Origin of the sequence: Nostoc sp. C110 (genome assembly GCF_043099725.1) — a bacterium.
GTDB classification, from domain to species: Bacteria; Cyanobacteriota; Cyanobacteriia; order Cyanobacteriales; family Nostocaceae; genus Nostoc; species Nostoc muscorum_A.
In genome coordinates this window covers 2,437,698-2,453,788 of record NZ_CP171148.1, presented here as the reverse complement: position 1 = coordinate 2,453,788, position 16,091 = coordinate 2,437,698, and the positions used below count along the sequence as shown (strand labels likewise).

Annotated in this window: 13 protein-coding genes; 7 read left to right on the top strand and 6 right to left on the bottom strand. The window is 42.6% G+C overall.

What is annotated here, in order from left to right; genetic code table 11:
- Positions 1-300: 300 nt before the first annotated feature.
- Both ACFFRD_RS16080 and ACFFRD_RS16075 read right to left on the bottom strand, forming a co-directional pair.
- Positions 301-2,193, bottom strand: coding sequence for an N-acetylmuramoyl-L-alanine amidase (locus ACFFRD_RS16080; protein ID WP_392482320.1), 1,893 nt, complete (start codon positions 2,191-2,193; stop codon positions 301-303).
- A gap of 595 nt (positions 2,194-2,788) precedes the next feature.
- Positions 2,789-4,267: a cation:proton antiporter gene (locus tag ACFFRD_RS16075; RefSeq protein WP_392482319.1), complete on the bottom strand. Its 1,479-nt coding sequence runs from the start codon at positions 4,265-4,267 to the stop codon at positions 2,789-2,791.
- A 428-nt stretch (positions 4,268-4,695) separates the two neighbouring features.
- On the opposite strand from ACFFRD_RS16075, the gene ACFFRD_RS16070 reads away from it, so the two are divergent.
- Positions 4,696-5,436: an SIMPL domain-containing protein gene (locus ACFFRD_RS16070; protein ID WP_392482318.1), complete on the top strand. Its 741-nt coding sequence runs from the start codon at positions 4,696-4,698 to the stop codon at positions 5,434-5,436.
- Positions 5,437-5,527: 91 nt separating this feature from the next.
- Here ACFFRD_RS16070 and ACFFRD_RS16065 read toward each other — a convergent pair whose 3' ends face one another.
- A complete protein-coding gene (locus ACFFRD_RS16065) occupies positions 5,528-5,887 on the bottom strand; it encodes a single-stranded DNA-binding protein (protein ID WP_012408517.1) in 360 nt (119 codons plus the stop codon).
- Positions 5,888-6,250: 363 nt separating this feature from the next.
- On the opposite strand from ACFFRD_RS16065, the gene ACFFRD_RS16060 reads away from it, so the two are divergent.
- From ACFFRD_RS16060 to mreD, 3 genes are all read left to right on the top strand, one after another.
- Positions 6,251-7,258 (top strand): rod shape-determining protein, encoded by a 1,008-nt coding sequence (locus ACFFRD_RS16060; RefSeq protein ID WP_094330992.1) that lies wholly within the window; start codon positions 6,251-6,253, stop codon positions 7,256-7,258.
- A gap of 99 nt (positions 7,259-7,357) precedes the next feature.
- Positions 7,358-8,167: a rod shape-determining protein MreC gene (gene mreC / locus ACFFRD_RS16055; protein WP_392482317.1), complete on the top strand. Its 810-nt coding sequence runs from the start codon at positions 7,358-7,360 to the stop codon at positions 8,165-8,167.
- A gap of 26 nt (positions 8,168-8,193) precedes the next feature.
- Entirely contained in the window at positions 8,194-8,811 is a 618-nt protein-coding gene (gene mreD, locus ACFFRD_RS16050) for a rod shape-determining protein MreD (protein ID WP_392482316.1), read from the top strand.
- Between the two features lie 695 nt (positions 8,812-9,506).
- Here the strand turns inward: mreD and ACFFRD_RS16045 are convergent.
- Positions 9,507-9,704 (bottom strand): hypothetical protein, encoded by a 198-nt coding sequence (locus ACFFRD_RS16045; RefSeq protein ID WP_392482315.1) that lies wholly within the window; start codon positions 9,702-9,704, stop codon positions 9,507-9,509.
- A 946-nt stretch (positions 9,705-10,650) separates the two neighbouring features.
- Here ACFFRD_RS16045 and sds point away from each other — a divergent pair.
- Entirely contained in the window at positions 10,651-11,622 is a 972-nt protein-coding gene (sds, locus tag ACFFRD_RS16040) for a solanesyl diphosphate synthase (protein ID WP_114085766.1), read from the top strand.
- 290 nt (positions 11,623-11,912) lie between these two features.
- On the opposite strand, the gene ACFFRD_RS16035 is transcribed toward sds, so the two are convergent.
- Positions 11,913-12,386, bottom strand: coding sequence for a hypothetical protein (locus ACFFRD_RS16035; protein ID WP_392482314.1), 474 nt, complete (start codon positions 12,384-12,386; stop codon positions 11,913-11,915).
- A 203-nt stretch (positions 12,387-12,589) separates the two neighbouring features.
- On the opposite strand from ACFFRD_RS16035, the gene hetZ reads away from it, so the two are divergent.
- A complete protein-coding gene (gene hetZ, locus ACFFRD_RS16030) occupies positions 12,590-13,795 on the top strand; it encodes a heterocyst differentiation protein HetZ (protein ID WP_114085764.1) in 1,206 nt (401 codons plus the stop codon).
- Positions 13,788-14,765: a PatU gene (locus tag ACFFRD_RS16025; protein ID WP_392482313.1), complete on the top strand. Its 978-nt coding sequence runs from the start codon at positions 13,788-13,790 to the stop codon at positions 14,763-14,765. The genes hetZ and ACFFRD_RS16025 overlap by 8 nt, the downstream gene beginning before the upstream one ends.
- A 626-nt stretch (positions 14,766-15,391) precedes the next feature.
- Here ACFFRD_RS16025 and ACFFRD_RS16020 read toward each other — a convergent pair.
- Complete coding sequence (locus ACFFRD_RS16020; protein ID WP_392483084.1) at positions 15,392-15,985, bottom strand: RNA-guided endonuclease TnpB family protein; 594 nt, start codon at positions 15,983-15,985, stop codon at positions 15,392-15,394.
- Between the last annotated feature and the right edge of the window lie 106 nt (positions 15,986-16,091).

Genomic DNA, 16,091 nt, shown 5'->3' with positions numbered 1-16,091 from the left:
TTCACATTCATGGGAGCCGTCAAAATTTCAATATATTGGCAAATCCTCACACCATCACCGCACACACTTGAGTATTACGCTCTTATTAAGACACAGCTAATGGCGTAAAATATAGCACGCTCCTCTGATTTTGCCATGCCATCCATTCGCCCAGGTAAATTTGACTTGTAAGCATCAGATGACAATAACAAAGATGCTACTCTTGTCCCGCCGCAATAATACTTAAATTGGTTTTACTACTAAATTGGATAAAAACGGTAAAGATTAGATGTATTTACTCAATAATTTCGACTAAATTACTTATCTTCTCTTTAAATACTGAAGGATGCCACGAGCGATCGCATCTGCCATTTGATTTTGGTAAGCGGAGCTTCTGAGTTTAGCGTTATCATCTCGACCAGTCAAATAACCTGTTTCTACAAGAATAGAAGGCATGGAACTTTTTCTGAGGACATAAAATCTGGCTCGCCGCACTCCCCTATCTCTGACATTTACGCTTTGGAGAATACTGTTATGGACAACGCGAGCTAGACCCAAACCACTGTCGTAATAATACGTTTCCAAGCCACTGACATCTGGACGACTTGCACCAGCCGAATTAGCGTGGATGCTAACAAATACATCAGCGTTAGCTCGCTCTGCTAATTGCACCCGTCCGGGAAGGGTGACGAAATAGTCAGAATCCCGCGTCATAACGACTTGTACGCCATTTTGCTGCAAAACCTGAGCTATCCTTTTGCTAATAGGTAAAATAATATCCTTTTCGAGTAATCTCCCAATGCCCACTGCTCCTGAGTCTTTACCGCCATGTCCTGGGTCAATAATGACTACCATTCGTCCATTGGTAACTCGGCGCTGTGGTTGGAATTGGGGCTGAGGATTGGGATTGTTTGGGTCTGGGAATGGCCCCCGGTTTGGCGGCGGTAGCCCAGGTAAACCATAGGAGGGTCTTCCGGGGAGAGAAACAATTCGACGAGAACCTTGTATTGGTATAGCCAAAAGCTGGTCGCCGATTTGCTGGGGTTGATCGAGTTGTACTCCAGGTGCTGGTTGAACTAAAACAACGACTGTGTTGGCTGCTTGGGGTTGCAGACGTACCCGGATAATGGGGCTATTGGGGGCAAAAGTAGGGCCTGTAACTCTGGGAGCTAACTTGGCATTGTTAATTGTGACACGGAACACACCGGATGATCTATCCCAGATTCCCGTAGCAGATAAAGCTTGGTCTGCTCTAATCAGCAGTTGTCTGCCATTATCAGCCAGTTGCACAGACTCAATGGTTGCTGGGGAGTTATTAGCAGCAGATAATCTGCTAGGGAAAGAGGGTGGTTGTGATTGATTGTCCGAATTACTACTTCCAGGCAATCTGACAACGCGACTAGGCAGAACCACCAAACCACCACTGTTACTATTACTGGCTTGCCAATCTGGACTATTTTTATCTACCCGCAAAGTCAAGCGAACGATAGGAGCTTGGTTTTGTAGTTGGGTGAATTCGACGCGGCTAATACCATGTTTGTTAACAGGCTGATTATTCTGTTGCGCCAGACGTGGTGATAAAGATGCGTCAGAGACATCTATGAAGATACTAGCGCGATCGCGGCTGCGAATTGTCTTAATCCCCGGATTGCCACCACTGGTACGGAGGAACAACCCATCGCCTGTTACTGTCAAGCCTTCAATTTGAGTCGCCCCGCGTGTATTAGTGGCAACCCTTGAAATACTAGGTTGTCGGTCAGAGTCTGGGGTAACGACAGTGTAAGCACTTCTGGGAGGTGAGGCGGGAAATGAGGCTACTCGATCAACTTCTGGTCTAGGTAATTGCACCGTCCAGCGATCGCCAGATGTCCCAACAAATTGGACGCGTTTGGGGTCTAAAGTATAACCAGGTGCCAGTTCTACAACTATGCGTGTTGTTTCTGTATCAAACTGCCCAACCCTGATTGAGCGAATTCCCCCGCCCACCTGTTGGGTTAGCTGCGGACGGCCAAATGTAGTTCCTGGCAAATCAATTACCAGCCGAGTCGGGTTGAAAATTAGTTGTGCCTGGGGTTGAACTGCTCCCACAGTATTAATTTCCAGCCTGTTTTGATTGGCATCAAAGCGCCAAGATTCAAGTTTCGCAGCCATTGCCGGCGACGATAGCATGAAGATAGTTCCAATAGTGCTGGGTAGTAACCAGTGTAATTTCACAGTTCTTTCTCCTAATTCACGTTCATGGGAGTCGTCAATATCTCAACTCATTGGTAAGTCATCACACCGTCACCACCTAAACTTGATCTTTGATGCCTTGTTTGATTTTTAAGCTGGTATAAAGACACGCTTAAATCAGTTATCAGATTTCATATTTGCTTGAAATCCCAATATAAAATCTTCCACCTTTGGAGGTGGAGGAATCTGACTCCCAAGGAAGCTAGAAAACTAATAACTGATAACCGTTCACTGATAACTGTTTTTTGTTTTTTGCCATCAATGCACTAAGTAGATAATTCCCATTACTGTCAGACGATCTAGCAAAATTTATGGGTGTTACTCCCCAATTACCTGGAAAATATTCAGATAATGGCTCACAAGCCTAGGGATACTGGAAATAAATAACATTCCGAATGCGGGTAGAAATTATAAACAGACGATTATTCTACAATCAGATGGGACGGAAATTTGGAGAGAGAAGTTTCCACTTTATAATTACAGAATCTTCAAAATACGGTGATTTTACTGAATTTAGAGTGCTGAGTTCTGAGGGAAAATCACTCAGAACTCAGTAAGAATTTACCCAAGATTTTGATTAGCGATCGCCAGAATCTGGAGTTACTTCCAAATTGCCACTGTCATTTGATGCTGGCACCTTCGATTTAGGTGGTTCAATTACCAACGAGGTTCCAGAAGAACCATCTAAAACCAGTTGGTCTAAGCCTGCATCCACAGTTTTTGGATCTGGGAACACAAATCGTAACAAAGGAGGAGCTAAAAAGGTTGTCAAGATAACCATCATAATGATTGCCGCCCCTAGTGGTTTCGAGAGAGCGCCACTGGCTGCGCCGACACCAGCAAACACTAATCCAACTTCCCCTCTGGGAATCATCCCCACACCGATCGCTAAACGGTTGATTTCCGGTTGACCAAACACGCTTAAGCCTGTGATTACTTTACCGAGAATGGCTACTGTAATCAGGAAAGTTGCCATAATTAAACCTTCCCGATTATCGGGAATTGCTGGGTTTAACACTCCCAAATCAGTTTTTGCCCCAACAGTAACAAAGAAAATTGGCACTAACATATCGGCAATAGGGCAGACTTGCGTTTGCAATTCTTTGCGTTTCTCTGTCTCTTCTAGAACTAAACCCGCTGCAAAAGCTCCCAAAATTGCTTCTAAGTGGATGACGGCGGCAAGGTATGCCATAGCAAAGGCGAAGATGAATGCTGGTATTACCAGTCCACCGCGTGTTTTGAGTTTAGCAGCGATCGCTACAAATGATTTATTGAAAACATTCCCTAGTAGAATTGCTCCCAAAATAAAACCAGTGGCGCTGATAATCAAGTAAATAACTTTGCTGACATCCACCACGCCATCTTTAGCGAGGCTGGCAACTACCGCCAAAACGATGATTCCTAGAACATCGTCAATTACAGCAGCACCCAAAATAATCTGCCCTTCTTTAGAATTGAGTCGCCCCAACTCTGACAGTACTTTGGAAGTAATCCCAATACTAGTGGCAGTCAAAGCCGCCCCAGCAAAAATTGCGGGTATAGCAGCAATTCCAAATAAAGTCATCAGTCCCACAGTCCCAGCCGCAAAGGGTACTACTACCCCCACAAATGCAACGACGGTGGCTTGGATACCAACTGCCATTAAGTCTTTTAAGTTCGACTCCAAGCCGATTTCAAACAGCAGAATGATTACACCCAACTCTGCCAAAACGGAAATGACCTCAGATTGGGCTGCAAACACGGCTGGAGTAGCTTCAGGACTTAAACCAGCAGTGATTTGAAGGAAGGACATGATCAAAGAGTTAGAACTGTCTGTGCTGCCTTCTGGAAACACTAAAAGGTGGAAAACAGAGATGCCAACTACCACACCACCTACTAGTTCGCCTAAAACGGGCGGCAAACCCACTTTGTTTGATAACTCTCCACCAACTTTGCTGGCGAGGTAAACGACTACTAAGCTGAGTAGCACTGCGGCTACTACCATTGAACTGTCTGCGGCTTCTGTTGCAGTAGCCAGCAGAGGAAAAGAGAAGTTAATTGGATCTAACAAATGCATGGGTTCTGTGAAAATCCTTCTCTTTGATTTTGACGTGTTTCTGAAAAACATCTATCTGTGGAGACGCTATTGGCAGGTTCAAAAACTTAATTTGTGCCATTTCTCCATTCCATCAAGCGCTATCAGAAAACTTCGGAAGCCTTGACTACAAACAGTCTAGGAAGTCTTAGTAAGTCAAAGTCGGTGACTTAATTTATGATCATGACAAAATCTTTAAAAATGTTGGTGTAATTTTTTTAGTATCAAAAAATGTAACCATTTCAGCTTTTGACGATCGCAGTGTCAAAGTAAGAACATACAAATCGTATCTAGCGATCGCACTAAGTTGTGAAAAACTTGTGGTGACTGTTGACTTTTAACAGCCGCCAGAAGATTGCTAAATACGCTTATTAAAAACATCTGTGGATACTTTGAGGAGTGCAAATCTTATGACTAGAGCCGCTTTACCCGGTTCTCAGTTTCCATCTGGAAACTTGTGGAAAATACTGCCTTTAGCCCTGCTAGTATGTGCAACTTTTGTACTACCTGCATTGGCGCAAGAGAAGGAGAAAATGTGGCGAACCCTTAGTGTCAGTGGTCGCGGAGTTGAAACGATTCCGACAACCCTGGCGCAAGTTAGCTTAGGAGTGGAGATTCAGGGGAAAACAGCACAGGAAGTACAGCAAGAAGCCGCCCGGAAGTCATCGGCTGTAGTTGCGTTTCTCAAAAGCCAAAATGTCGAAAAATTACAAACTACTGGTATCCGGTTGAATCCAGTCTATAGCTACACCAATAATGTACAAAGGATTACAGGCTATGCTGCCAGTAACACGGTGAGTTTTAGGATTCCCACAGAGAAAGCTGGTACGTTATTAGATGATGCAGTGAAAGCGGGTGCAACACAAATTAATGGTATTAGTTTTATTGCGAATGATGAAGCGATCGCAGCTGCTCAAAAACAAGCATTAAAAGAAGCCACCCAAGATGCCCAGCAGCAAGCTGATGCTGTTTTCAGCGCCTTGGGTTTCAAATCCAAAGAAATAGTCAGCATTCAAGTTAATAATGCCACTGCGCCTCCACCACCCATGTTTTTACGCGCTGAAGCTGCCAAGGTAGCTGATTCTTCCACTCCTGTTGTTGGGGGTGAACAGGAAGTAGAAGCATCGGTGACTTTACAAATTAGTTATTAGTCATTTGTCATTAGTCCTTTGTCATTTGTGAGGACAAAGGACTGATAATGAATTCCCCATTCCCCATTCCCCATTCCCCATTCCCAATTAATTAAAAATGTTCTGAAGACATATCTCCACCGCCCTCTCCATCGCGCTTAGAGCCTAATAATTCTAGTTGGTCTACTCTAATAATTGGTGTAGAACGGTTTGCTCCAGTTTGGCGATCGCTCCATGTGTCAAACTTTAAGGAACCTTTGATGCCAATTAAGCTGCCTTTACGCACATAATTACCTGCTACTTCAGCCGTTTTATCCCATAATTCCAGAGTGAACCAGTCAGGTTCGTCGCTGTTGCGCGATCGCCTTTTTACCGCTAATGTCAATCTACACTTAACACTACCAGACTCAAAATATTTTATATCTGGGTCGCCGCCTACACGGCCAACAAGGGTGACAATATTGATACTCATAGGTTTTACCTTTCAGTACAGGTGTACTTGTTAATTCCGACTTTTATCATAGCGAATTGTGAAACACTTGAAAATAATGTGTTAAACAGTTAACAATATAGTGGAATTGAAAAATTATACATAACTACTTGGAGAAACACATAAAAGTATACGGATATACTAAGCAAACCAGAGAATATCAAAAAACAAGGGCCTGAGACATAGTAAATATTCCTGGGAATCATATAAAAATATAGTTTAGTTTGCTGAACTCAGGATACAAAGATAATCGAATCCACTCTTACCGTTGTAGTCAAGAAGTATCGCACATAGGGGGCTTAGAGAAGCGTGGGTATTTTTAGGAACTTTCGCACATCATGGGATATGGGTATCGACCTCGGTACTGCTAACACCCTGGTTTATGTATCTGGGAAAGGTATTGTACTGCAAGAGCCTTCTGTAGTTGCTATCGATGTCAACGAAAAGGTAGCACTAGCAGTAGGAGAAGAAGCCAAAAAAATGCTCGGCCGCACACCTGGAAATGTGATTGCCCTCCGCCCCTTGCGCGATGGTGTAATCGCTGATTTCGATATAGCCGAGCTAATGCTGAAAAGCTTTATTCAGCGTGTAAATGAAGGCAAATCTCTAATTTTACCCCGAATTGTCATTGGTATTCCCAGTGGGGTCACGGGTGTAGAAAGACGAGCTGTAATGGATGCGGCTCACCAAGCAGGAGCAAGAAAAGTTTATCTAATTGATGAACCTGTAGCTGCCGCCATTGGTGCAGGACTGCCTGTTGCCGAACCCACTGGCAACATGATTATCGATATTGGTGGTGGTACAACAGAAGTCGCAGTGCTGAGTCTTCAGGGCACGGTAATCAGCGAATCAGTACGCATTGCTGGGGATGAACTAACTGATTCAATCATTCAGTATATTAAAAAAGTTCATAACTTAGTCATTGGTGAACGGACTGCTGAAGACATCAAGATTCGGCTTGGTTCTGCGTATCCTACCCATGATGATAATGATGCCATGATGGAAATCCGAGGCTTACACCTGCTTTCTGGTCTACCGCGAACTGTAACCATCAAAGGCCCAGAAATTCGTGAAAGTATGTTGGAACCACTATCAGTAATTATAGAAGCTGTGAAGCGGACACTGGAACGTACACCTCCAGAACTAGCAGCAGACATTATTGACAGAGGGATTATGTTAGCTGGGGGTGGTGCTTTGCTCAAAGGCATAGATACCTTAATTAGTCATGAAACGGGTATTGTGACTCACATTGCCGCCGACCCTCTGTGTTGTGTTGTGCTGGGAACCGGTCGGGTGTTAGAAAACTTCAAACAACTAGAACGGGTTGTTACCGAAAGCTCTCGCAATATGTAGCAAAAAAATATCATACTTGAGTTCTATTTGAGTTCTATTTGGGTTCTATATAAATAGAATCCAAATAGAACTTAATTGTATAAGTAGATAAAGGTATATATGGTTACAATACGGCGCTGGTGGGATCGTAAAGGTTTACAAATAGGGTTGTTAGCTCTAGTAGTTGGTAGTGCTTGGGTATTGCGACAAACTCAAGGTGAATTGGTGCTTGAGACATACCAGGCACTTACCCGTCCATTAGAGATGTTGCAGTCAGGGCCAACTCCAGAAGAACGTATCAGAGATGCCCGGATATTAGAATTGCAAACCCGTATAGTAGATTTGGAAAGTCAAAAGACAAAGCTACAAGATTTATTAGGCTATGTGGAAAAAGAGCCACTGGCATCACGGCCAATTCCAGCCAGGGTAATAGGACGTAGTGCTGACCAGTGGTGGCAACAAGTTACTCTGAATCGCGGCGCGAATGCAGGCATTCAGGAAGGCTTTGTAGTCAAGGCCGATGGCGGATTAGTCGGTTTGGTGGAGAGTGTAACTCCCAATACTAGCCGCGTGTTGTTAATCAGTGACCTCAAGAGTCAAGTTGGTGTATCAGTTAGCCGCACAGCAGCTAAAGGCGTTTTGCGAGGAGATTCTTCTGCCGAAGCTGTGCTGGAGTTTTATGAAAAAGTCCCAAATGTCAAAATAGGAGATTTAGTTTCCACATCTACCTATAGTCAGAAATTTCCATCTGGCTTGGCAGTAGGACGAATTAAGTCGCTGGATTTAAAGAAACTTCCCGCATCAGTAGCGAAAATTGAGCTTTTTCCGCCAATCCGCTCTCTTGATTGGGTAGCAGTTTATCCAAAGCCAGAAAACCAAGAGCCGGAAAACGAAAAGTCGGCAAATCAACTGCCGCAAAAGTCTAAGTAAATTCTCCCTTGAAAATCCATAGAAAAATGAAGATTCCTGCATTTGGTATTAGCAGGCAGAAAAAGCCAAAATCGTCAGAGCGAAAATCGAAATTCCGAATACAGCCACTTTCTCGTTGGCATCCCGGTGTACGGCAGTTGTTTAGTTGGATAGTGACTGCTAGTTCTGTACTGTTATGTTTACTATTATTACCAACCCGCCTGCCAGGTATGGAATTATTGGGAATTGGCCCTAACTGGCTATTAATTTGGGTGGTAACTTGGAGTGTGAAGCGCACAGTATTTGCTGGAGCCTTGGCAGGTATAGTTCTGGGGCTACTTCAAGATTCCATGACAGCACCTAACCCGACTCATGCCCTCAGTTTAGGGATAGTGGGAGTTTTAACTGGTTTACTCCAGAAACAGCGTTTTATTGAAGAAGACTTTATTTCAATTGCTGTAATTGTCTTTGTGATGGCAGTTTTGGCAGAAACTATCTTTGGGTTGCAATTAACTTTGATAGGAAATGAGCGCAAAGTAACAGATATTTGGACATATTACCAGCGTGTCGCCCTCGCCTCTGCCATTCTTAGTAGTCTGTGGGCACCCGTGGTCTATTATCCCCTCAATCGTTGGTGGCAACGATTGAAATTGTTGGAGCAATAGTCAGTCAAGGGAGTTAGAATAGAATTTACGCAAAACCACACGCGGTAGAGGCAATTCATGATATTACCCCTACCGCGTGTGGTTTTGGCTATTATTTGCGTAAGTCTTGCAAATCTTTAATTATTTAAGCCGATTTACTTAGGTTATGATTGCCAGAAAAGAAAATTCTCCTCTGTAACCTGAATCTTGATGAAATTTGGGCAACCTCTGGCAATATGGATTCAAGCTACATTAAATCAAACAACACCGTATCATTGTAGTTAGTAGCATTTATGTTTGATACTTTCTTTTTTGCCTTACAAGAATATCAGGTAAGTCATGTCCTGATTTTCTAACGGCAGAATATGGAAGCTTTCACTGAATAACCTAGTTGGAGAACGCTAATGTCGAAGGAAAGAAAAAGTAATAAAGAAGTTAAAAAACCTAAAAAAGATCCCAAGGACAAAAAGGATAAAAACGACCCAAACAAATAGAACGATTTAGACCAAGGGCATTTCTAAGGTTTTTTATATTTTTTGGCAAAAAAACCACAGGTTTCGAGCTAGACGAGGTTTATACCTATTCTTTGTGAAACTTTACAGAATCAAACTAGTGAGGCAAGGGGCAAAATCCCCTTGTTCGCAAGCAACCTTAGATGTAATCAGTATTAGGAGTTAAAAATTTTGAATTAATAACTCTTAACTCCTCACTACCCACTACTGACTATTAACAGCTTCAGTCACTTTTGCCCTTACTGATATCTCCTGCTTGTGTTTTCCTTCGGCAGATGAAGGAAAAGTTTTAGGAACAGTCTTTGTGCCCGTTCGCTTTGCCAGTGCTAATAACAGGTAGACTGTGAACAAATATCCAGACGCTAAAATAAAAATCATCATAGGTATACTTCCGTAAATCATTGTTCTACTAGCACCCTTTCAAACGAATATAAAATTCCATAAAATTAGTAGAACCTCAGTCAACCAAGTACATTCTTGATTGCTGTAGCTTCCTATGGTAAAATTACCTATAGAGATAAAATTCTCTACGGACAAAGAATTTATTGTCTAATGAGACTTTTTGCAGACCATAGATCCACACCAGTTAGATTGCCGTTTAGCAATCTAAAACTACGATTCTCAGCGGTCTACTCGATCTGCGTTATTTTTACTCACACTGCTGTGAAAAGAGCAATGCTTGCGCTCAACGTGCGCTGAAGACGTGTAGCGGCTTCCCATAGGGATATAGCATAGCTCCAAGCCAGGAGTTTTGCATATCGTAGGAAAAATCAAAGGGATTATTCCCTTAATCTAGGCTACGACTAATTATTTTAGACTCACATCACCGAGCCAGTAAAATCACTTAGTAAGTGAATCACTTTGGGGTGTGAACATCTTAAAAATTTAAAATTCCTATATTTTAGCGTAACACAACGACCCTGAATTTGAAGCCCATTCCACTGCTAAATTTCAAATTTTTTGAATAGCTACACTTCAGTTCTGAAGAAATTTAGTTTTATCCATTGGCAACTCAATTTAAATTATATCCATTTTGTCAATAAGTAATATTGCTTGAATTTTGCTTTGATCTGTGGCGGTAAATGTGTACTTGCAAACTACTTAATACAATTAAAGCTGGTATTTGTCTCCGTGTACTGAGAAGTCATGTTTTAAGTTAGTTTAAGATATTATTATCTCAAAAATTAAGCATAATTACTTATTGACAAAAGTAGAGCAACCTTAATTATCACCGATAGACTCATGAAAATGGGATTGTCTTATGAAAACTTTGCGCTGGCACAGGGTTATCTTAAAATGAGTGTAGGATATGTAAACTTTCGTAACCTAAGTCAGAGTCCGCCCATCCATGACCCCAGCCACCTCCCTGTTTACCCCTGTGGAAGCAGACCTGCGACTACTAGCAGATAACCTAAAACAGCTAGTTGGAAATCGCCACCCCATTTTGTTTGCAGCAGCCGAACATTTATTCGGAGCTGGGGGAAAGCGTATCAGACCAGCAATTGTCCTGCTAATATCGCGGGCAACAATGTTAGAGCAAGATATTACACCGCGTCATCGCCGCCTAGCTGAGATTACAGAAATGATTCACACAGCAAGCTTGGTACATGACGATGTGGTAGATGAATCAGACGTGCGGCGAGGCGTTCCTACCGTTCATAGTTTGTTCGGTAATCGCATTGCCATATTAGCAGGAGATTTTCTTTTTGCCCAATCGTCCTGGTATTTAGCAAACTTGGACAATTTGGAGGTTGTGAAACTCCTCTCAGAAGTCATTATGGATCTGGCTACTGGGGAAATCCAGCAGGGACTAAATCGTTTTGATGCTGGTATCTCTATTGAAACTTACCTCCAGAAGAGTTATTACAAAACAGCTTCGTTAATCGCCAACAGTTCTAAAGCTGCTGGGTTACTTAGTGAAGTCTCGCGGGAAACTGTTGAGCATCTGTATAACTACGGTCGTCATTTTGGTATAGCATTTCAAATTGTTGACGACATTCTAGATTTCACCAGTACGACAGATACCTTGGGTAAACCAGTGGGGTCTGATCTCAAAAGTGGTAATCTGACTGCGCCCGTTTTATTTGCTTTAGCGGAAAAATCATCCTTGGAAGTGCTAATTGACCGAGAGTTTGCTCAAGATGGAGATTTAGAGCAAGCACTAGCACTAATTCAAGATAGTCAAGGCATAAACCAGGCACGGGAGTTAGCTGCTCACCATGCTAAGTTAGCAATTGAACATCTTGCAGTTCTCCCACCCTCAGAATCTCACCAGGCATTAATTAACATAGCTGAGTACACACTGAGTCGCCTCTATTAACTCAGTTATCAGTTATTAGGTACAAAATGGGGCTTTAGATGCCAAGTTAAACCTACCAAATGTTCTTAGGTGGGGAAATTTGGCTCAGTTGTCAGCTAAATTTGGAAAAATGTTCACTGATAACTGTTTGTTCACCAATTTTAGATTAAGCCGATGCCTGGTTCTTTAAAGAACTAAAAGGGTAGTAATTGGCATTAATTTCTTTTCATCAAAAACTTTTTCAAATAAATTTGAGCTTTAAAATTTGGGATGTGGGATTGTATCTAAAAAATCCCACATCCCAAATTTTTCTATGCAATATCAGGGGGTACCTGTTTAGGCGATCGCTGCTGCCGTAACCTTTGTTGCATGAGTTTCTCTAGATCAGTTCGCCGAATTTCGACGGTATGAGTGGTCTTACCCGGCGTTTCCAAAAAAAGGATACTATCTACGGGTTCTAATGCCACCAATTGGAACAAAATATGGGTGACAGGAACAATTTTAGCTAGCATTTGAGGGTCAAGCCCAGCAGGGGAAATTAGAGAGACATCCTGTATGGTAGGGAAAGCGTAAATAACTCGCTTTTCCAATCCTGGATTAGCACGATTGCTCAAAGTAGTTAAAACCCAGCTTGCCTCCGAATTTTGGAGAATATAGTACTGGGAGTGACGTAATTTTTGAGCGATCGCTCTAAGGGCAGGAGCAATTGCTGCAATCAGATTTGGTGTCATACCATCGCGGGGTGCATTGTCAATCAGCAATTGAATTTGTGCTTCTAAATCCATAATGACTTGTATACGGCTCCTGGGTAATGGCAATAACATCTATCAAAGTGTGAACAATCCCATCCAAGTTGGGAATAATAAAATCAGCCATATCCTGAATGTAGGATTGGTCTGCGTTTAGCTTATACGTAAAACCAAAAAGCCAACACCCACAGTCGTACAGGTTGTATTTAAATACTTAAGGTCTTTTGAAAACTGAGACTATGAATTCAGCCGCAACCGCAACAATTCCATCTGCAAATATTCTGGGAGAAAATTCTAAAGGCGTGGAGGTGATCTTTCAACTCCTATCCAAGGAGTTTCAACAATCGACCAAAGCTTCGGAACAGAATTGCCATGATGTAGCAAGACGTATTACCACCGAAGTATATCGGATTTGCCACGAGAGCAAACGTATTCAAGCTTCTGGAACTGTAGAAAGCTCGGCGATGACCCTGGCTCGGCATCGGCTACAACAGTGTCTCAGGTACTATCAGTTGGGTTCAAATCGGGGCAGGGTAGAATTACACAGTACTCTGAGTGCAATTATTTATCGATACATTAATCCGCCTCAGAAGCAATTGAGTTATCAAGGGCGACTGACTATAATCGAAGATTTTTTACAAAGTTTTTATCTGGAAGCATTAAACGCTTTCCGGCGAGAAAATCAACTTGGTGCTACTTATCGCCCTCAGACGCTTCTAGAATTGTCTGAGTATATGGCATTTACCGAGCGCTACGGCAAACGACGCATTCCCTTACCAGGCCGTCAGCAGCAGCTAATTATCCTGCGGGCACAAACTTTTTCTCAACAGCAGCCCCCAGAAACCAGCGTAGATATAGAACAAGCCGCAGAAGGTAGCAATAATGAAGGCGATGGTTCTTGGGAAGAACCAGCAGTGCATCAATTGCGCTCCACAATGGCAACGCAAGCCGAACCCGAACCTGAAGAAGATACCTTGCGTTCGGTTGTGGTTACAGAATTAATGAATTATCTCGAACAACGACAACAATCTGACTGTGCTGATTACTTTTCCCTCCGCCTCCAGGATCTCTCAGCACAAGAAATAGAGTCGATTTTAGGTTTAACCCCTCGTCAGAGAGATTACTTACAGCAGCGCTTCAAGTATCATTTAATTCGGTTTGCGTTATTACACCGTTGGGAATTAGTTCACGAGTGGCTGGAAGCTTCTTTGCACACCAATTTGGGCTTAACTCCCCAGCAATGGCAAGTATACACAGCACAGCTGGACAATAAGCAACGGTCTTTATTAGAGTTGAAGCAACAAGGACAAGCCGATGAAAAAATCGCCAAAACTTTAGGGCTGTCAATGGCACAACTTCAAAAGCGATGGTTTAAGATTCTTGAGCAAGCTTGGGAAATTCGTAACTCATTAGTGTCCGGATCAGGTGCATCTACTCATGAATAGTGACTCAGAATCCTCACAATACCAGTATCTCGGTTGGTTATTGACAGATGATGTCAAAAATAACGAGCGATCGGTAGAATCTGAGGAAAATGACGGGGTAAAAAAACTCATCAATGAAGCCACTGCTTCAAAAAGCAGTGAGCCAAAATTGGGAGTAACGCCCCAGACCCTTCAATTGGGAGAAATTCCTACTGTGCAAGATCGTTTTCAAGCCGTCATTAAACATCGGTTACAAATCCAAGCCCAAGACCACCCACCTTTGTTTCCCTGGGAAACACAATTAATCGACTATCCCGATTTTGTTGATGAGCCGTCAATGACGCTCGTTCCTACCTGGGGATGGATGGTACAACAGTCGAAGCTGAAACTGCCTTGCCCCTTGCCGGAGAGAGTTTTCCAGCAATTGCTGGAACAGTGTCAGGCATTGGTGACATCTTCAGTCCCTCTAGGGGCAAAATTAGTTCAAGTGGTGGAGAACTTTTTTCCCAACGAGTCTCAAGCACTAAATGATATAGCTGGATTGGTGCTAAGAAGTACCTATCGCTCTGTCAGTACTCTGGAGACAATGCCCAATATCCAGAGCGATTACTCAGATTTACAGCCGCGTCAACAGATGGCTTTGTCGTTGCTGGCAGCTAAACAACTGCTGGAAAATTTGACTCTACCACTTTCAGCAAGCAGCCCAGTGGTAGAAAGACAATGGCTAACCACTGTCGGTAATTTGAACATCAAAGTAGAGTATCAGTCTGAAGGTAAACTTACGAAGTTACTTGTTCAGGCTGAGTTACCTGTTAAAGGAACTTTGATACTTCGTGGAAGTGGCACTTTAGCAATGGCAACATCTTCGACTTCGGGATACTTAAGTGTAGAGTTAGGTTGTGAGCAACTTAACCCAACTTATACTCTGGAAGTTGAGTTTCCCGAAATAGACCAACAGCCGCTTTTGTTTGTCATTAATCCCACTATGTAATCTTAATTACCACGGCTAGTACGTAATGCCGCATATCTTAAGGTAACTATTCCCTAGCTGTTGCCTTGGGGCTTTTTCAGTCTCTAGATACTACTAGCAACAGGGTGCTTACTTATACTTAGGCGTGGTTACAGTTAACTAGTGGTGTAGACTCACCCTCCATCCCATAAATTGAATGTTCGTGGATACTCGTCAGTCCACTCGGTTACTAGCAAAGCCTGGGGAACGAGTTAATTTGTTGTGCTGATTTCGCCTCTATTTTACCAAGCAACCAATTTTTCACAACGAATTTATTCGATTGTGCTGTTTTTTTATACAAAACTATGTTCACTCTTGGCACAATGAAACCCTACGACAGGAGAAGGGAAGCAAAGGTTGAAAACTCTGTTTTCAACCTTTTTATTTTGTAAAAATAGGCGCTAAACCTTGATATAGGAATCCGCTTTGATTTTTGTATCCCTCACGGGAGCGTAACCATATTTACTTGCGTGGGAAGGCAAGAGGCAATAGGAAAGAAGGCTTTTTGAGTTGTATGGAGTTTTTTCAAAAATCAAATATCAGTCCGATAGATGAATGAAGACAGGTTGACATCCACCCCGCCGTGAACGGTCGGGGATTCCTAAGACTCACGACTTAGGTTTCTGTTTCTTACCATTGCTGGTTTTTCGCAACGGCCCAATAGACTCAAATCTATCGGGTCTTATGTTCGCTCCACAGACTGAAACTGCGAGTCCCGCAGCCAAAATGTTCTTAGCAGCATTGATATCTCTATCGTGATGTGTACTGCATTTTGGGCAATCCCACTCTCTGACATTTAAAGGCAACTTCTCAACGATGTAACCACAGTGCCCACAAAGCTTAGAACTAGGGAACCATCGGTCAATCTTGACAAAAGTACGACCATACCAATCGCACTTATATTCAAGTTGTCTGACTAATTCACCCCAGCTAGCATTACTAATAGAGAGAGCGAGTTTTTTATTTTTCACCATATTCTTCACAGTCAAGTTCTCAACAGCAATCGTTTGGTTTTCACGTACCAATCGAGTTGTCAACTTGTGAAGAAAATCATTTCGTGCATCACTTATTTCGGCATGGATCTTAGCTACTTTAAGCCGAGCCTTATGGCGATTATTAGAACCTTTCTGCTTACGACTTAACGCTTTTTGTGCTTTACGCAATTTAGCTTTTTTTGTCTTAAATCCCTTTGGATTGGCAATCTTCTCACCTGTACTTAAGGCAACTAAAGTGGTGATCCCTAAATCTTTGATAATAAAGCTTCTTCTAACGGGAATACTTTAAAGTAGGGCGAATAGTTTTGTCCTC